Here is a 17,664-nt window from a genome sequence, read left to right as displayed (position 1 = left end):
CCTGCGCACTTCAGATTTTTGTTGCAATGCCACAATCCAGTCAGCTGGTATTTGTGTTAACGCCGGGCATCGTGATGCACAACACGAAGCCATTGCCTAGAAAACGAAATGCCCGGCAGTGCCGGGCATTTCGGAACGACCAACCTGCTGGATGAATCAGGCGGCGACGGTCTCCGCCACGTTCTGATACTCCTGGATCTGATCGAAGTTCATGTAGCGATAGATCTGCTCGCCACTGGTCTTGATCACGCCCACATCGGCCATGTACTCGTCCTTGGTCGGAATGCGGCCCAGGCGCGAACAAATTGCCGCCAGTTCCGCCGAGCCCAGGTACACATTGGTGTTGCGGCCCAGACGGTTCGGGAAGTTACGCGTGGAGGTGGAGAACACCGTGGCGCCCTCGCGCGCCTGCGCCTGGTTGCCCATGCACAGCGAGCAGCCCGGCATTTCCATACGCGCCCCGGCCGCGCCGAAGGTGCCGTAGTGGCCTTCCTTGGTCAGCTCGGAGGCATCCATCTTGGTCGGCGGTGCCACCCACAACCGGGTCGGGATGTCGCGCTTGCCTTCCAGCAGCTTGGCCGCTGCGCGGAAGTGGCCGATGTTGGTCATGCACGAACCAATGAACACTTCGTCGATGGCCGCACCGGCCACGTCCGACAGCGTCTTGACGTCGTCCGGGTCGTTCGGGCACGCCACGATCGGCTCATGGATATCGGCCAGGTCGATCTCGATGACCGCAGCGTACTCGGCGTCGGCATCGGGCTGCAGCAGCTGCGGATCGGCCAGCCACTCTTCCATCTTCTTGATGCGGCGGCCCAGGGTGCGCGCATCGGCATAGCCTTCGGCAATCATCCAGCGCAGCAGGGTGATGTTGCTGGTCAGGTATTCGATGATCGGCGCCTTGTCCAGGTGCACGGTGCAACCGGCCGCCGAACGCTCGGCCGAGGCATCGGACAGCTCGAACGCCTGCTCCACCTTCAGGTTCGGCAAGCCTTCGATTTCCAGGATGCGGCCGGAGAAGATGTTCTTCTTGCCCTGCTTGGCCACGGTCAGCAAGCCCTGCTTGATCGCGTACAGCGGGATCGCGTTGACCAGGTCGCGCAGGGTCACGCCCGGCTGCATCTGCCCCTTGAACCGCACCAGCACGCTCTCGGGCATGTCCAGCGGCATCACGCCGGTGGCCGCTGCGAACGCCACCAGGCCGGAGCCGGCCGGGAACGAGATGCCGATCGGGAAGCGGGTATGCGAGTCGCCGCCGGTGCCGACGGTGTCGGGCAGCAGCATGCGGTTGAGCCAGCTGTGGATCACACCATCGCCCGGACGCAGCGACACGCCGCCGCGGGTGGAGATGAACTCCGGCAGCGTGTGGTGGGTCTTGACGTCCACCGGCTTCGGGTACGCGGCGGTGTGGCAGAACGACTGCATCACCAGGTCGGCGGAGAAGCCCAGGCAGGCCAGGTCCTTCAGCTCGTCGCGGGTCATCGGCCCGGTGGTGTCCTGCGAGCCCACCGAGGTCATCTTCGGTTCGCAATAGGTGCCCGGGCGCATGCCCTGGCCTTCGGGCAGGCCGCAGGCGCGGCCGACCATCTTCTGCGCCAGCGAGAAACCCTTGCCGGTGTCCGGCGGGTCCATCGGCAGCCGGAACAGGTCCGAGGCCGGCAGGCCGAGGAACTCGCGCGCCTTGGCGGTGAGGCCGCGGCCGACGATCAACGGGATGCGGCCGCCGGCGCGCACTTCGTCGAACAGCACGTCCGACTTCATCGCGAACTCGGCGATCACCTGCCCGTTCTTCAGCGCCTTGCCGTCGTACGGACGCAGCTCGACCACATCGCCATGCTCCATCTGCGACACGTCCAGCTCGATCGGCAAGGCGCCGGCATCTTCCATGGTGTTGTAGAAGATCGGGGCGATCTTGCTGCCCAGGCACACGCCGCCGAAGCGCTTGTTGGGGATGTACGGAATGTCTTCGCCGGTCCACCACAGCACCGAGTTGGTCGCCGACTTGCGCGAGGAACCGGTCCCGACCACATCGCCCACGTAGGCGACCAGATGGCCCTTGTCCTTGAGCTCGGCGATCGCCTGGATCGGGCCGCGCTTGCCGTCTTCCTCCGGCTCGAACGCGGCGCCGTCGCGCTTGTTCTTCAGCATCGCCAGCGCGTGCAACGGGATGTCCGGGCGGGTGGTGGCGTCCGGCGCCGGCGACAGGTCGTCGGTATTGGTCTCGCCCGGCACCTTGAACACGGTGACGGTCAGGCTCTGCGGCACTTCCGGCCTGCTGGTGAACCACTCGGCATCGGCCCAGCTCTGCAGCACGGCCTTGGCATGCGTATTACCGGCTTGCGCCTTTTCCTGCACGTCGTGAAACGCATCGAACACCAGCAAGGTGTGCTTGAGCGCTTCGGCGGCGGTGGCGCCCAGCTCGGCGTTGTCCAGCAGGTCGACCAGCGGCTGGATGTTGTAGCCACCCAGCATGGTGCCGAGCAGTTCGGTGGCGCGCGTGGGGCTGATCAGCGCGGTGGTCTCGGTGCCGAAGGCCACCGCGGCCAGGTACGAGGCCTTGACCTTGGCAGCGTCGTCGACGCCGGCGGGCACGCGCTGGCTGAGCAGTTCGACCAGGAACTCCTCTTCACCGGCAGGCGGCGCCTTGAGCAGCTCGATGACCTCGGCGGTCTGCTGCGCGGTCAGCGGCAACGGCGGGATACCGAGCGCGGCGCGCTCTGCAACGTGGTGGCGATAGGCTTCCAACATGCGGGTTCTCCAAAAAAGCAGCGGTGAAGGTGGTAAAGCGCAAAACGTGGATCAGGGGGCGGGTTTGGGAACGACGATCTTCAAACCCTTGAAGTAATCGCGGAAGAAGCCCTCGTCGCGGGTGATCAACCCGTCGCACTGGAGCATCGCGTGGGCGCCGATCAGAAAGTCGGCCACCACCCGCTCGCGCTTGCCGCCGCGCGCGCGAAAGCGCTTGTTCATATGGCCGGCGCGCACTGCCGCCGCTTCCTGGGTGGCTTCGTAGCGCACGCCGATCGAGGCCAGGGTTTCCATCAGGTCGACCTGGGTGTCGAGCATGGCCAGCACCTCGGCCACCACCGCGTCGCAGACCACCACTTCGTCGCGCGCGAGGGCGTCGCCGATGCAGATCTCCGACACTTCGCCATAGACCGGGTCGCCGATCAGGATGTCCAGCAGGACCGAGGAATCCAGGGCGATCATGGGTCGAACGGGTCTCCGGGGGCGCGGCCACGGATCACGCGCATCGCCGCATCTGTGCTGGTCAGGCCGTCGACCAGCTTGAACTTGCCGCGCACCTTGCGCAGCGCCTCACTGACGTCCTTGCGCAGGATGATGCGCCCGCCGTCGAGCTCGATCTTCAACGTGGTGCCCTTGGTCAGGCCCAGGGCATCGCGCACGGCCTTTGGCAGCGTGATCTGTCCGCGTTCGGCAACGGTGGCTTCCATGAGCATGCTCCAGAAAGTATGCATGCATGATACGTACTTACGCCGTCCTACTCAAGTTCGCAGATCTGTCTGGACACACCGTACGTACACACTGAATCGCTCAGAATGAGCGCCTACCTAAAGCCTTCGATGCCATAGGAGTGATGCATGAGCGATTCCTTTTCCACTCGCACCTCACTTGAGGTCCACGGCAAGCGCTACGCGTACTACAGCCTGCCGAAGCTGGGCGAACGCTTCGATATCGGCCACCTGCCCTATTCGATGAAGATCCTGCTGGAGAACCTGCTACGCCATGAAGACGGCGGCGTGACCGTTGGCAAGGACCATATCGAAGCGGTTGCCAAGTGGGACCCCACCGCCGAGCCCGATACCGAAATCGCCTTCATGCCGGCGCGCGTGGTGCTGCAGGATTTCACCGGCGTGCCCTGCGTGGTCGACCTGGCCGCAATGCGCGATGCGGTGGTCAAGCTCGGCGGCAATGCCGACCAGATCAACCCGCAGATTCCCTCCGAACTGGTCATCGACCACTCGGTACAGGTGGATGTATTCGGCAAGCCGGACGCGCTCGACCTCAACGGCAAGATCGAATTCCAGCGTAACCAGGAACGCTACGGCTTCCTGCGCTGGGGCCAGAAGGCGTTCGAGAACTTCAAGGTGGTGCCGCCCAACACCGGCATCGTTCACCAGGTGAACCTGGAAAACCTGGCGCGCGTGGTGATGAGCGCCGACAAGGACGGCACCTTGGTCGCCTACCCCGACACCGTGTTCGGTACCGACAGCCACACCACCATGATCAATGGCATCGGCGTGCTGGGCTGGGGCGTGGGCGGCATCGAGGCCGAAGCGGCCATGCTGGGGCAGCCCTCCTCGATGCTGATTCCGCAGGTCGTGGGCTTCAAGCTCACTGGCAAGTTGCCCGAGGGCGCCACTGCCACCGACCTGGTGCTGACGGTCACCCAGATGCTGCGCAAGCTCGGCGTGGTGGGCAAGTTCGTCGAGTTCTATGGCGACGGCCTGCAGCACCTGCCGCTGGCCGACCGCGCCACCATCGGCAACATGGCGCCCGAATACGGCGCCACCTGCGGCATCTTCCCGGTCGACGAGGAGTCGCTGACCTATCTGCGCCTGTCCGGCCGCAGCGAGGAGCAGATTGCGTTGGTCGAGGCCTATGCCAAGGCGCAGGGCCTGTGGCACGACGCCGCCTCCCCACCCGCCCGGTACAGCGCCACGCTGGAACTGGACATGGGCCAGGTCAAGCCATCGCTGGCCGGCCCCAAGCGCCCGCAGGACCGCGTGCTGCTGGAAGACATGCAGTCCAACTACCGCGAAAGCCTCAAGCCGTTCGCCGACGCGCGCAGCAAGAAGCTGGCCGATCTCAAGCAGGAAGACCGCCTCAAGAACGAAGGTGGCGGCGGCACCGCCGTCGGTGCGAAGGCGTCGCAGGCAGAAAGCGCCAGCGCCAGCGGTGCCGGTTGGCAGCTGCGCGATGGCTCGGTGGTCATCGCCGCGATCACCTCCTGCACCAACACCTCCAACCCGGCGGTGATGCTGGGCGCAGGGCTGCTCGCGCGCAATGCCGCAGCCAAGGGACTGACGGCGCAGCCGTGGGTCAAGACCTCGCTCGGACCGGGTTCGCGCGTGGTCACCGACTATCTTGAAAAGGCCGGCGTGCTCGCCGACCTGGAAAAGCTTGGTTTCTACGTGGTCGGCTACGGCTGCACCACCTGCATCGGCAACTCCGGCCCGCTGCCGGAAGACGTGTCTGCAGCCATTGCCAAGGACGATCTGGTGGTGACTTCGGTGTTGTCGGGCAACCGCAACTTCGAAGGCCGCGTGCACCCCGAGGTCAAGATGAATTATCTGGCCTCGCCGCCGCTGGTGGTGGCCTACGCCATCGCCGGCACCACCGATATCGACCTCACCACCGAGCCGCTGGGCACCGGCAGCGATGGGCAGCCGGTGTATCTGCGCGACATCTGGCCGAGCAACAAGGAAATCGGCGACACCATCGCCGCCACCGTCGGCCCGGAGATGTTCAAGCAGAACTACGCCGACGTGTTCAAGGGCGACACGCGCTGGAACACCATCGCCTCGCCCGATGGCGCGCTGTACGAGTGGGACGCAGCCTCGACCTACATCAAGAACCCGCCCTACTTCGACGGCATGACCATGCAGGTGGGCAACGTGGACGACGTGCACGGCGCGCGCATCATGGGCCTGTTCGGCGACTCGATCACCACCGATCACATCTCCCCGGCCGGCAACATCAAGAAAGATTCGCCGGCAGGCCGCTTCCTGCAGGAACGCGGCGTACAGCCGGCCGACTTCAACAGCTACGGCAGCCGCCGCGGCAACGATGACGTGATGGTGCGCGGCACCTTCGCCAACATCCGCATCAAGAACCTGATGTTCGGCGGCGAAGAAGGCGGCAACACGCTGTATTACCCAGCCAACGGCGGCCAGCCGGAAAAACTGGCCATCTACGATGCCGCGATGAAGTACAAGGCCGATGGCGTGCCGCTGGTGGTGCTGGCGGGCAAGGAATACGGCACCGGGTCCTCACGCGACTGGGCGGCCAAGGGCACCAACCTGCTCGGGGTCAAGGCCGTGATCGCCGAAAGCTTCGAGCGCATCCATCGCTCCAACCTGGTGGGCATGGGCGTGCTGCCGCTGCAGTTCCTGGAAAACGAAAACGCCCAGACGCTCGGCCTGGATGGTTCGGAAGTGCTGGACATCACCGGCCTGCAGGACGGCGCCAGCCGCCGTGCCACCGTCAATGCGAAAAAGCCCGATGGCAGCGTCAAACAGTTCCAGGTCAAGGTGCTGCTGCTGACACCCAAGGAGGTGGAGTACTTCAAGCACGGCGGCCTGCTGCAGTATGTGCTGCGTCAGCTAGCGGCACGCAAGGCCGCCTGACCACAACGCGTATCGCGCTCCAACGATGCAACGCACTCCCGCCGCTCGGCGGGAGCGGCGTTTCAGGCCTTGTGAAACCGGCGATCACGCCGCGGTAAGCAAAGCGCGCATGGCCTCCCCGCCGTTGGTGTTGCCCTATGCCATCGCCGGCACCACGGACATCGATCACCGCCGAAATGCTTGGCCGAGAAGATGGCGGCGACACCCTTGGATGACCCAGCTAACGGCGGCCAGCCGGATGAGCCACCTCCGAGCTCAGCGCCACGCGCCGGCATTACCGGGCGACCCGCGCCTGGACCGAATGCCCCACGCGCCCCGTCCATGCACCGGCACCAGGGGTCGGCCGTACCACACGGCCAGCCGCGCCCCCGCTGCGTCGGCGCGTTCAGCGCGCTGCCGGCACCCATTGCGCGTGATACAGCTGCCAGTCGCTGCCCTGCCATCGCCAACCGGTGGTGACCTGGTAGGTCTGCGCCTGATCGGGCACCCAGCGCCCGCTGCCGCCCGTCAACAACGCCGTGAAGCGCACCGTGGCGGTATCACCGGCGAGCGCCACGTCGACCGGTCCCATGGTCACGCCGATCTGTTGGTTGCCCAGCATCTGCACTCGCATCAAGCGCCGTAACCCGTCGGCGTCCAATCCGTTTTCGCCAACAAAATCCTCCGCCACCGGCGCCATCGCATCGCCGATCTCGCGTGCTTCGATTGCCTGATGCATCTGCTCCAGCGTCGCGCGCAGACGTTGTTCCGGCGCAGCACGTGTGCAGCCGAGCAAGACCAGCATGCAAAACCCCACCCACACCACGCGCCACTGCCCTTGAATGCTGCTCTGCATCACGCTTCGCCTTTTCCATGCATGACGGTATGCTGCCAGCTGTTGTAGCGCCGTGGAACACACTGCGGCGCGTCGAGAACACCCTGGAGGGGGGCAGATGAATCAGGCACGTCCTTGGTTGCAAAGTTATCCGGCCGGCGTTGCCGCCGAAATCGATCTTGAGCAGTTCCGCACGGTGGCCGAGGTGTTTGCCACCTCCGTGAAACGCTTCGCCGACCGGCCTGCGTACCACAGCTTCGGCAAGACCATCACCTACCGCGAGGCGGATCAGCTGGTCGAGCACTTCGCTGCTTACCTGCTTGGCGAGTTGCAGTTGAAGAAAGGCGACCGCGTCGCCCTGATGATGCCCAACTGCCTGCAATACCCCATCGCGACATTCGGCGTGCTGCGTGCCGGCCTGACCGTGGTCAACGTCAATCCGCTGTACACCCCCCGCGAACTCAAGCATCAGTTGATCGACTCCGGCGCCAGCGCGCTGGTGGTCATCGACAACTTCGGCACCACCGTGCAGCAGGTCATCGCCGACACGCCGGTCAGGCAAGTCATCACCACCGGCCTGGGCGACATGCTGGGCTTCCCGAAGGCGGCGCTGCTCAACTTCGTGGTCAAGTACGTCAAGAAGCTGGTGCCCGATTACCGCATCAACGGCGCGATTCGCTTCCGCGAGGCGCTGGCGCTGGGCCGCAAGCACCGCGTGCCGACGCTGCAGATCGAACCCGACGACATCGCCTTCCTGCAGTACACCGGCGGCACCACCGGCGTGGCCAAGGGCGCCATGCTGACCCACCGCAATCTGGTCGCCAACATGCAGCAGGCGCACCAGTGGCTGGCGGGCACCGGCAAGCTGGAAGAAGGCAACGAAGTGGTGATCACCGCGCTGCCGCCGTACCACATCTTCGCATTGACTGCGAACGGCCTGGTCTTCATGAAGATCGGCGGCTGCAATCACCTGATCAGCAACCCGCGCGACATGCCAGGTTTCGTCAAGGAGCTGAAAAAGACCCGCTTCACCGCGTTCACCGGCGTCAACACGCTGTTCAATGGGCTGCTCAATACGCCCGGATTCGATCAGGTGGGTTTCTCCTCGCTCAAGATGACCCTTGGCGGCGGCATGGCCGTCCAGCGCTCGGTCGCCGAGCGCTGGAAGAAAGTCACCGGCCTGACCTTGGTCGAAGCCTACGGCCTGACCGAAACCTCGCCGGCCGCATGCATCAACCCGATGGATCTGAAGGACTACAACGGTTCGATCGGCGTTCCGATTCCGTCGACCGACGCCTGCATCAAGGATGACGCCGGCAACGCGTTGCCGCTGGGCGAGATCGGCGAGCTGTGCATCAAGGGGCCGCAGGTGATGAAGGGCGACTGGAAGAAGCCCGAGGAAACCGCCAAGGTGATGGACGCCGAGGGCTGGCTGCACACCGGCGATATCGCGCGCATGGACGAACAAGGTTTCGTGTATATCGTCGATCGCAAGAAGGACATGATCCTGGTGTCGGGCTTCAACGTGTATCCCAACGAGATCGAAGACGTGATCGCCGCGCTGCCGGGCGTGCTGGAAGTGGCGGCGGTGGGCGTACCGGACGAAAAGTCGGGCGAAATCGTCAAGGTGGTCATCGTCAAGAAGGATCCGGCGTTGACGGCCGAGGACGTGAAAGCGCACGCGCGCGCCAACCTGACCGCCTACAAGCAGCCTCGGGTGATCGAATTCCGCAAGGAGTTGCCGAAAACCAACGTCGGCAAGATCCTGCGTCGCGAACTGCGAGATTCCGCACGCCCATAATCGTGTCCGGCACGCCGCCGGAGGGTTGCGCAGCAGTCTGGCCAAAGGGCTTTCCCGTCACGGGAAAGCCCTTTGCGTTCATGGAGATAGTGCCGGTGTAGCATCGATCGGGAGTGGATCGTGCGTGCCCGCCGACATCCGCTCTCCCACCGCGGGCCTTTCCAGGATCAAACCCATGAACACGATTGAAAAGATTTCCCTCGGCCGCCCCCACTCCACCATTCGTGTTGATTCGTCGGCCGTCGACGGTACCCATTGGCTGTTCATGCATGCCGATGCGCGGGTCGGCGTGCGCCCTTGCTGTCGCCCCGAACTGCTGGAAGAAATGTGGGATGTCATGGGCTCCATCACCCGCGCTCCGCACGAGCGCCGCAGTGGCGAACTACGCCACTTCATCCTCGCCTCCGATTCGAGCGCCTTCAATCTCGGCGGGGATCTGGACCTGTTCGCACGGCTGATCCGCGAACAGAACCGCGAGCAGTTGCTGCGCTACGCCAAGCGTTGCGTGGAAGGCGTGCACCATCTGCATGTCGGCTTCGGCGGCGACGTGCGCAGCATCGCCTTGCTGCAGGGCGATGCGCTGGGAGGCGGCCTGGAAATGGCATTGGCCTGCCACACCATCGTGGCCGAGGAAGGCATCGGCATGGGACTTCCCGAAGTCATGTTCGGCCTGTTTCCCGGCATGGGCGCATATTCCTTCCTGTGCCGCCGCGTCGCCCCTCAACTGGCCGAGAAAATCATTCTCGAAGGACGCATCTACAGCAGCGAAGAAATGCACGCGATGGGCATCGTCGACGTGCTGGTGCCGAAGGGACAGGGCGTCGTTGCGACCGAAAACCTGATCCGCCAGCAAAAGCGCATTTCGCACGCGTACCTGGCCATGAATGCGGCACGCAATCTGGCGCAGTCGGTTCCCTACGAGGAACTGCTGCGCATCACCGAAGTGTGGGTGGACACGGCCCTGGCGCTCAATGAAAAGTCGCTGCGAACGATGGACCGGTTGGTCAAGGCGCAGAACCGGCGCGTCGGCATGGGCGTCGCCTGATTTTTGATACGTCGCATCTTCAGGGGGAATCAGGCCCGGCCGGATGCCGGGCTTTACTTAATCAGGGATCGCCATTACCGCTGGCCCCGCCCTCGGTCTTGCGTCGCGCACGCTGCGCCAACGCCTCGCGCCCCTGCGCCAGTCCGGTCTTCAACTGTTCCAGCCGCTGCCGCCATTCACTGCGCAATTGCGCTTCCGGCAGCCGCATCAATTCGCCGCCCTGCTCGGCCAGGATCACCAGCCCCAGATTGCTGGACACTCCTTTCACCGCATGCGCATGCTCGCGCAGACGCCCCCAGTCCTCGTCCGCGGCGGCCTTGCCGAGTTCGACGACACACGCGGTCGCATCGCTGAGGCATTGCTGGATGAACTCGCGCTCGAATTCCTCGCCCATCCCCAGTTCCGCCAGCTCGTCCAGCACCGCCGGATCGAGCACGGCTCCGTTCGTGGCCGGACCGCGCTTGCCGATCGCCGCATCGGTCTGGCGCACCTTCTGGTTGAGGGCGATCTCGGCCAGCGTATCGAGCAGCTTGACCGCCGCGACCGGCTTGGCCAGGAACGCGTAGGCGCCGGCCTGTTCGCAACTGCGGATCGACTCCGGGGTGACATCGGCGCTGAGCACCACCACCTGCGTGACCGAGGCGCCGCCGGCCTGCATGACCCGCAGCTGTTTCAGCATGTCCAGCCCGCTGACGCCCGGCATGTGCAGATCGACGATGGCGGCGTCGTAATCGGTGTCGGCAAGCGCATCCAGTACCGCCTCGCCACCATCGACGCAGGTGACCCGATGCCCGGCCTTCTGCAGCAATCGCTGCAACACCAGCCGGTTCGCCAGGTGATCGTCGGCCACCAGGATCTGCATGCTGCGCACGCGGGCACGATGGCGCAGGAACGGATCGGCGAAAGCGATGACGTTGCCGGGAATGGCGGTGGTGTCGGCATCCTGCAACGCGGGGAGCGACGCGGATGCGGGCACGGCGGCCGCCAGGCCGAACGGAAGCTCGAACCAGAACTGGCTGCCGCCCTCGGGGTTCTCCTCGAACCCGATCGCACCGCCCATCGACTGCACCAACCCCTTGGCGATCGTCGTGCCGAGGCCGCTGCCTTCGAAACGCCGCGCCAGCCCGGTGTCCGCCTGCTCGAATGCCTCGAACAGCCGCGGGCGCATGTCCACCGGCACGCCGATGCCGGTATCGATCACCTCGAAGCGCAGCAGCACACCGACGCGCCCATTGGTTCCGGTTGCCGCCACCTTCAGCTGGACGCTGCCCTGGTCGGTGAACTTGACCGCATTGCCGACCAGATTGAGCAGGATCTGGCGCAGGTGCCCGGCATCGCCATGCAGGCGGGCGGGCACGTCCGCCGCCACGCTCACCTGGTAGTTGAGCGCCTTCGCCCTGGACTGCGGCTCGAGAATCAGGCCAATCGCCTGCAGCGTGTCGTGCAGCGCGAAGTCGGAAGTGTTGATGCGCAGCTTGCCGGCTTCGATGGCCGAGATGTCCAGCACTTCCTCCACCAGCGCGAGCAGGCTGCGCGTGGACGCCTGGATGGTCTTCAGGCATTCGCGCTGCTCGCTGTCCATGCGCGTGGTGGCCAGCACCTCGGTCATGCCGGACAGGCCGTTGAGCGGCGTGCGGAACTCATGGCTCATGTTGGCCAGAAACCGGCTCTTGGCTTCGCTGGCACGACGCGCTTCCACGGTGGCGCGCGTCAGCTGGCGCAGCAGGCTGGCGAAGTACAGCGGAACCGCGGCCAGGCCAACCGCGAGACCGATGCCAAGACTGAGATTCTCATGCCAGTACTCGGTCATGGCCAGGGTCGTGGCGAAACTGCTCACCGCCATGCCGACGGCCAGATACAGATAGCGGTTGCCGTAGCGCAAGCCGTTGCCCACGGTGACCCACATCACCACCACGTAGACCCAGGCCAGCGGCTCGCCCATCTGGACCATGCCGGCCGCCATCAGGCCGTAATCGGCCAGCATGCCGATGATCCGGCGCGGGTCGGAGCGGCCCGGCCGCGAGAGCAACCACACGAACAGTCCCAGCCCAAGGCTCAGCCCGACCAGCACCACGGCCAGCACATCGGTGTATTGGTGCATCGGCAAACTGTTGCGCACGTGCGGCAACAACACATACGACAGGATCAGGGTGATCAGCACGATACGGACGATGGCCTGGCCATGTTCGCTATCGGGCCGATTCATCAGCGTTTGCCGGATCCTGGCGAACGGATTCATGGCCTATGCTCCTGGACGCACCGATGCGGTAGAGAACTGGTTGCAGACCTGATCCAACTGCGCCCGTCCGCGCAGCAGCGCATCCACGCAACGCGGATCGAACAGACGCCCGCGTTGCGCGTAGAGATAGGCAAGCGCGGCATCCATCGTCCAGGCATCCTTGTAGGGGCGCGGCGACAGCAGCGCGTCGAACACATCGGCCACCGCCACGATGCGCGCCTCCAGCGGAATCGCCTCGCCGACCAGTCCGTCCGGGTAGCCGCTGCCGTCGTAGCGCTCGTGATGGCGCAGGGCGATCAACGCGCCGACCTGGATGAACCGGTTCTGGCTGCCGCTGAGCAGTTCGTAGCCGATCCGGGGATGCCGGCGCATCACGCTCATCTCGTCGTCGGTGAGCTTGCCCGGCTTGAGCAGCACCGCATCGGGAATGGCGATCTTGCCCATGTCGTGCAGCGGCGCGGCCATCTCGATGATGCGCACCTCCTCCTCCGACAGGCCCAGCTGCTCGGCGATCAACCCGGCCACGTGCGACATGCGCTCCAGGAACGCGCTGGTGCCGGAGTCGCGGTACTCGATGGCGCGCGCCAGCCGCGACAGGGTCTCGCGTTCACGCTCCTCGACCTCGTTCATGCTCGCCAGCAGCCGCTGCTCCAGCGAGAGCGCGCGTTGCTTGACGCTTTCGCTCTGCTGACGCAGCTGCAACAGGTTGGAACAGCGCGCGCGCAGTTCGCGCGGACGGATCGGCTTGACCAGGAAATCGATGACGCCCGCTTCCAGCGCCGCCTGGCGGATCGGCTCGTCGCCGACGATGGTGATCAGGATGATCGGGATATCGCGGTGGCTCGGCAGCCGGCGCAGGCGGCGCGCGAACTCCAGCCCGTCCATGCCGGGCATGCGGTAGTCCAGCAACAGCAGATCCACGCGCCCGGCCTCGCACCACGCCAGCGCATCGAGCGGGTCGCCGAAATCGTAGACCTTCAACTCCGGCGCGATGTCCTCGATGACGTGGCGCAGCATCGTCCGCGCGGACATCTGGTCATCGACAATGACGATGTTCAATCCCAGATCCGCCTTTTCCGACCAGCTTCCCCATGTATCCGCCGAAGATACACCGGCCGGATTCCCTAAAACATCCTGCATATCCGTTACTCCTCGGTTTCGAGAACGGGAAAGCGATGACACCGGCCCCCGCGCCGGCTACCTCCGACGATACGCCGTCCGGAGGAACCGCCCTAGCATATGCAGTATCTGTGCCGTCGGCACACCGCCGGCACAAAAAAATCAGGCTTCCGGACGCATGTACGGGAATAGCAGGACATCGCGGATCGAGGTGCTGCCGGTCAGCAGCATCACCAGACGATCGATACCGATGCCCAGGCCGCCGGTCGGCGCCATGCCGTACTCCAAGGCACGGATGTAATCGGCATCGAAATGCATCGCTTCGTCGTCGCCGCCGTCCTTGGCCTGCACCTGCGCCTGGAAACGTGCGGCCTGGTCTTCGGGGTCGTTGAGCTCGGAAAAGCCGTTGGCCAGCTCCTTACCGTTGATGAACAGCTCGAAGCGGTCGGTGTAACCCGGCTCGGTGTCGCTGGAACGCGCCAGCGGCGACACTTCGACCGGGTGGTCGGTGATGAAGGTCGGCTGCACCAGGGTGTGCTCCACGGTCGCCTCGAAAATCTCCAGCAGCAGCTTGCCCCAGCCGTAAGACGGCTTCACGCGGATCTTGAGCCGCTCGCAATGGCGCAGCAGCGCCTCGCGGTCGGTGCAGTCGGCAGCGCTGATCTCCGGATTATGGTGACGAACGGCCTCATCCATGCGCCAGCGCCGGAAAGCCGGCGCCAAATCGATGTCCGCGCCATCCCAGCTCACCTGCGTGGTACCCAACACCGACTGCGCGGTGTCGCGGATCACCTGCTCGGTCAGGTCCATGATCTGGTGGTACGTGGCATAAGCCTCGTAGAGCTCGAGCATGGTGAACTCGGGGTTGTGCCGGGTCGACACGCCTTCGTTGCGGAAATTGCGGTTGATCTCGTAGACGCGCTCCAGGCCACCGACCACCAGACGCTTGAGATACAGCTCTGGGGCGACGCGGAGGTACAAGTCCAGGTCCAGCGCATTGTGGTGGGTAGTGAATGGCTTGGCCGTGGCGCCGCCGGGAATGTAATGCATCATCGGCGTTTCCACTTCCAGGAAGCGGCGCGCGTCCAGCCAGGCGCGCATGGCGCGGATGATCTTGGATCGCTTGATGAAGACCTCGCGCGCTTCCGGTGTCACGATCAGGTCGACATAACGCTGGCGGTAACGCTGCTCAACATCCGACAGGCCGTGCCACTTGTCCGGCAACGGGCGCAGCGACTTGGTCAGCAGGCGCAGCGCGCTGGCCTTGACCGACAGCTCGCCGGTCTTGGTGCGGGTGAGCCCTCCCTCCACCGCCACGATGTCGCCCACATCCCAGCCCTTGAACGCGGTATAGGCATCGCCGAGCACATTGCCCTGCAGGAACAGCTGCACACGCCCGGATTCGTCCTGGATCTGCGCAAAGCTGGCCTTGCCCATCACCCGCTTGGCCATCAGGCGGCCGGCCATCCTGACCGTGCGCCCGCTGGCTTCCAGCGCTTCCGGGGTCCAGGTGTCGGCGTCGGCGAATTCTGCCTGCAGATCGCCGGCGAAGTGTTCGCGCACGAAGTCGTTCGGGTAGGCGATGCCCTGCCCGCGCAACGCGCCCAGTTTCGCGCGGCGCTCGGCGATGAGGCTGTTCTCGTCGGCGGGGGGCTGCGGCGCGGGGGTCTGCTCGGTCATGGCGGGATCGGTCTGCTGTGGGTCGGGCGGGTGCCCGGTGGGGAATGAGGAACCGGCGGTGCCGGCACGCTTATTAGAACGAGGATGTGACGGAGGCAGGCGGTTATCGGGTTACCCTAAAGCCGCAGCGCATGACCACCGCTGCGTCACAGGCACTGCGGCGATGCGCCAGGATGCCGTCGCGACGGTCACCTGGCGCGGCGGTCAGGCATCCAGGCGTTTGGAGCCCGCTGCCAGACCGGCCTTCAGGCTGGCCTCGACGAATTCGTCCAGGTCGCCGTCCAGCACCTTCTGCGTATCGCTGCGCTCGATGCCGGTGCGCAGATCCTTGATGCGGCTCTGGTCGAGCACGTAATTGCGGATCTGGCTGCCCCAGCCGATGTCGGACTTGGTCGCTTCCAAGGCATCCTTCTCGGCGTTGCGCTTTTGCACTTCCAGCTCGTACAACTTGGCGGCCAGCATTTTCATCGCGTTGTCGCGGTTCTGGTGCTGGCTGCGGCCGGTCTGGCAGGCGACCACGGTATTGGTCGGGATGTGCGTGATACGCACCGCCGATTCGGTCTTGTTGACGTGCTGACCACCGGCACCGGACGAGCGATACACGTCGGTACGCAGGTCGGCCGGATTGATGTCGATCTCGATGTTGTCGTCCACTTCCGGCGACACGAACACCGAGGTGAAGCTGGTATGCCGGCGGTTGTCCGAGTCGAACGGCGATTTGCGCACCAGCCGATGCACGCCGATCTCGGTCTTCAGCCAGCCGTAGGCGTATTCGCCCTCGATGCGCACGGTGGCCGACTTGATGCCCGCCACTTCGCCACCGGAGACTTCCATCAACTCGGTTTTCCAGCCGCGCGACTCGGCCCAGCGCAGATACATGCGCAGCAGGATTTCGGCCCAGTCCTGCGCCTCGGTGCCGCCGGCGCCAGCCTGGATGTCGACGAACGCGTTGGCGCCGTCCATCTGGCCGGAGAACATGCGCTGGAATTCCAGCTTTTCGACATGCGCCTGGTAGTTGTCCAGATCGGCGATCACCGCCACCGCAGTGTCTTCGTCCTGTTCGCTCTCGGCCAGCTCCAGCAGGTCGCCCGCATCGGCCAGGCCCGACAGCACATCGGCAATGCCGATCACGGTCTTTTCCAGCATCGAACGCTCGCGGCCCAGGGCCTGCGCGCGTTCGGCGTCGTTCCACACATCCGGACTCTCGAGCTCCCGGCTGACTTCCTCTAGACGCTCTTTCTTGGCGTCGTAGTCAAAGATACCCCCTGAGCGAGAGCACGCGATCGTTGAGATCGGTGATGCGCTGGCGGATCGGATTGGTTTCGATCATGACGGACTTCCGGCAAACAAGCGGGCTAGTTTAGCAAGCGGGCGGCGGCGGCGGAACGCAATGGAACTGCGGCCGCGCGTGCGGGGACACCTGCGACACCCCAGGCTCCTGGCTGCCGCGCGACCGCAGGCTCGGCTGGTGGCCACCATGGCGTGTCGGTGTCGCAGCAGTTGCGACCTTGCGGCGCCTGGGCCAGGGACGAATTTGGGACCAGAGGCTGGTCACCCCAGGCACCCAGCGGGGGTTATGCCACCAGTGCGTCGGATCTCGGCGCAGCGGCGCCCCGCCCGGCATGGGTACGCAAACCGGCCAGGTGGCTGCGACTGCACGGCAGCACGCTGGCATCGCGCAGATGCACGCGTGCGTCGCCGGAATCGGACGGCTCAATCGCCTGCACCTGCCCCAGATTGACCAGATAGCTGCGGTGGATGCGCACGAACACGGCCGGGTCCAGCTTCGCCTCGATCGCCGCCATGGTGCTGCGCAACGGGTAATCGTGACCGCGCACGTGCAGGTTGACGTAGTTGCCCGAGGCCTGGATCCACTCGATATCGGCGGTCGCGACCAGGAAATCGCGTCCCAGCTTGCGCACCAGAAAACGCTCCGGGCGATCCAGCGGCTCCACTGGCGGGCCTTCGTCAGGTGCGGCGAGCAGGTGCGCCTCGCCCTGACGACGCCGTGCGTACCAGGCCAGTGCGTGCTGCACCGCCACCAGCAGTGCAAAGGTGCGCAGGTCCTTGGACAGCTCGTAGACCCACTGCAGCCAGCCGCCGAAGTCGTAGTGTGCGCCGGCCAGGGCATAGACCAGCATGCGCAGCACCACCATGCCGGCGACATGCAGCAGCCACCAGCCCAGTGCAGCCATCACATACGCCGGCAGGCGTCGCACCCAGACATCGGCATGCAACGGCCAGCGTGCGCAGAGCCACACCACCGCCGGCAACAGCAGCAGCGCTGCGGTGGCGCTGCTCAGCTCCCAGCTCAGCACCTGCCACACCACGATGGGCTGGCCATCGCGGCGCGCGGCAAGCCAGGCGGTCCAGACGTTGCCCAGCGCGCTCACATAGAACACCAGCGACCAGATCACCACCGCCCAGCGTGTCGCAGCGCGGCCGGCACTGTCGTGGAGGATTGGCGGGCGCGCCCCGATCGATTGCATTGCACACGTCCGCAGTTGGCAGCTGCCGATCATAGAGGCCTGCGCTACAAGGCGAAACCGCCATCCCTGCCGGCCCTATTCGTCCCTGGGTGGGCACAACTGGTCA

General features: G+C 65.1%; 12 protein-coding genes. 3 read left to right on the top strand and 9 right to left on the bottom strand.

From position 1 onward, the window contains the following. Positions 1-156 precede the first annotated feature (156 nt). Genes AMD14_RS10040 through AMD14_RS10030 form a run of 3 tightly spaced genes read right to left on the bottom strand, consistent with a single transcriptional unit; the run spans position 157 to position 3,455 of the window. Positions 157-2,748, bottom strand: coding sequence for a bifunctional aconitate hydratase 2/2-methylisocitrate dehydratase (locus AMD14_RS10040; protein WP_011051207.1), 2,592 nt, complete (start codon positions 2,746-2,748; stop codon positions 157-159). 51 nt (positions 2,749-2,799) lie between these two features. Next, a complete protein-coding gene (locus tag AMD14_RS10035; RefSeq protein WP_003486318.1) occupies positions 2,800-3,210 on the bottom strand; it encodes a type II toxin-antitoxin system VapC family toxin in 411 nt (136 codons plus the stop codon). Beyond that, the gene (locus AMD14_RS10030; RefSeq protein WP_003486316.1) at positions 3,207-3,455 is read right to left on the bottom strand and encodes an AbrB/MazE/SpoVT family DNA-binding domain-containing protein; all 249 of its coding nucleotides are present in this window, start codon (positions 3,453-3,455) and stop codon (positions 3,207-3,209) included. Before AMD14_RS10030 ends, AMD14_RS10035 begins: the two co-directional genes overlap by 4 nt. A 147-nt stretch (positions 3,456-3,602) precedes the next feature. Between AMD14_RS10030 and acnA the strand changes: the two genes are divergently transcribed. Further along, positions 3,603-6,371 (top strand): aconitate hydratase AcnA, encoded by a 2,769-nt coding sequence (acnA, locus tag AMD14_RS10025; protein ID WP_011051206.1) that lies wholly within the window; start codon positions 3,603-3,605, stop codon positions 6,369-6,371. 385 nt (positions 6,372-6,756) lie between these two features. Here the strand turns inward: acnA and AMD14_RS10020 are convergent, their stop codons facing one another. Next, positions 6,757-7,206 carry a hypothetical protein gene (locus AMD14_RS10020; protein ID WP_015463115.1) on the bottom strand — a complete coding sequence of 150 codons (450 nt, stop codon included), beginning with the start codon at positions 7,204-7,206 and terminating at the stop codon, positions 6,757-6,759. A gap of 97 nt (positions 7,207-7,303) precedes the next feature. Here AMD14_RS10020 and rpfB point away from each other — a divergent pair, with 97 nt between their 5' ends. Continuing rightward, positions 7,304-8,986, top strand: a complete 1,683-nt coding sequence (gene rpfB / locus AMD14_RS10015) for a fatty acyl-CoA ligase RpfB (protein ID WP_045714574.1) — start codon at positions 7,304-7,306, stop codon at positions 8,984-8,986. 175 nt (positions 8,987-9,161) lie between these two features. Further along, a complete protein-coding gene (locus AMD14_RS10010) occupies positions 9,162-10,031 on the top strand; it encodes a crotonase/enoyl-CoA hydratase family protein (RefSeq protein WP_011051203.1) in 870 nt (289 codons plus the stop codon). A 61-nt stretch (positions 10,032-10,092) separates the two neighbouring features. On the opposite strand, the gene AMD14_RS10005 is transcribed toward AMD14_RS10010, so the two are convergent. From AMD14_RS10005 to AMD14_RS09985, 5 genes are all read right to left on the bottom strand, one after another. Then, a complete protein-coding gene (locus AMD14_RS10005) occupies positions 10,093-12,270 on the bottom strand; it encodes an ATP-binding protein (RefSeq protein ID WP_011051202.1) in 2,178 nt (725 codons plus the stop codon). A gap of 3 nt (positions 12,271-12,273) precedes the next feature. Then, positions 12,274-13,410, bottom strand: coding sequence for a cyclic di-GMP phosphodiesterase response regulator RpfG (gene rpfG, locus AMD14_RS10000; RefSeq protein ID WP_011051201.1), 1,137 nt, complete (start codon positions 13,408-13,410; stop codon positions 12,274-12,276). A gap of 141 nt (positions 13,411-13,551) precedes the next feature. After that, a complete protein-coding gene (gene lysS / locus AMD14_RS09995; protein ID WP_003486300.1) occupies positions 13,552-15,069 on the bottom strand; it encodes a lysine--tRNA ligase in 1,518 nt (505 codons plus the stop codon). Between the two features lie 204 nt (positions 15,070-15,273). Beyond that, positions 15,274-16,399 (bottom strand): peptide chain release factor 2 gene (gene prfB, locus AMD14_RS09990; RefSeq protein WP_096807576.1). Its coding sequence is split into 2 segments (ribosomal slippage): positions 15,274-16,323 and positions 16,325-16,399, totalling 1,125 coding nucleotides; the frame shifts between segments, so codons are not numbered across the junction. A 244-nt stretch (positions 16,400-16,643) separates the two neighbouring features. Beyond that, complete coding sequence (locus tag AMD14_RS09985) at positions 16,644-17,591, bottom strand: LytTR family DNA-binding domain-containing protein (protein WP_015463114.1); 948 nt, start codon at positions 17,589-17,591, stop codon at positions 16,644-16,646. Positions 17,592-17,664: the final 73 nt, after the last annotated feature.

The organism is Xanthomonas citri pv. citri (genome assembly GCF_000961215.1).
Lineage (GTDB): Bacteria > Pseudomonadota > Gammaproteobacteria > Xanthomonadales > Xanthomonadaceae > Xanthomonas > Xanthomonas cissicola.
This window is presented reverse-complemented; position numbering and strand designations above follow the sequence as displayed.

What these genes read in the sequence shown, in the direction of transcription:
- AMD14_RS10040 (WP_011051207.1), bottom strand. Translation starts at nt 2,748, where the DNA reads ATGTTGGAAGCCTATCGCCACCACGTTGCAGAGCGCGCCGCGCTCGGT.
- AMD14_RS10035 (WP_003486318.1), bottom strand. Translation starts at nt 3,210, where the DNA reads ATGATCGCCCTGGATTCCTCGGTCCTGCTGGACATCCTGATCGGCGAC.
- AMD14_RS10030 (WP_003486316.1), bottom strand. Translation starts at nt 3,455, where the DNA reads ATGGAAGCCACCGTTGCCGAACGCGGACAGATCACGCTGCCAAAGGCC.
- acnA (WP_011051206.1), top strand. Translation starts at nt 3,603, where the DNA reads ATGAGCGATTCCTTTTCCACTCGCACCTCACTTGAGGTCCACGGCAAG.
- AMD14_RS10020 (WP_015463115.1), bottom strand. Translation starts at nt 7,206, where the DNA reads ATGCAGAGCAGCATTCAAGGGCAGTGGCGCGTGGTGTGGGTGGGGTTT.
- rpfB (WP_045714574.1), top strand. Translation starts at nt 7,304, where the DNA reads ATGAATCAGGCACGTCCTTGGTTGCAAAGTTATCCGGCCGGCGTTGCC.
- AMD14_RS10010 (WP_011051203.1), top strand. Translation starts at nt 9,162, where the DNA reads ATGAACACGATTGAAAAGATTTCCCTCGGCCGCCCCCACTCCACCATT.
- AMD14_RS10005 (WP_011051202.1), bottom strand. Translation starts at nt 12,270, where the DNA reads ATGAATCCGTTCGCCAGGATCCGGCAAACGCTGATGAATCGGCCCGAT.
- rpfG (WP_011051201.1), bottom strand. Translation starts at nt 13,410, where the DNA reads ATGCAGGATGTTTTAGGGAATCCGGCCGGTGTATCTTCGGCGGATACA.
- lysS (WP_003486300.1), bottom strand. Translation starts at nt 15,069, where the DNA reads ATGACCGAGCAGACCCCCGCGCCGCAGCCCCCCGCCGACGAGAACAGC.
- AMD14_RS09985 (WP_015463114.1), bottom strand. Translation starts at nt 17,591, where the DNA reads ATGATCGGCAGCTGCCAACTGCGGACGTGTGCAATGCAATCGATCGGG.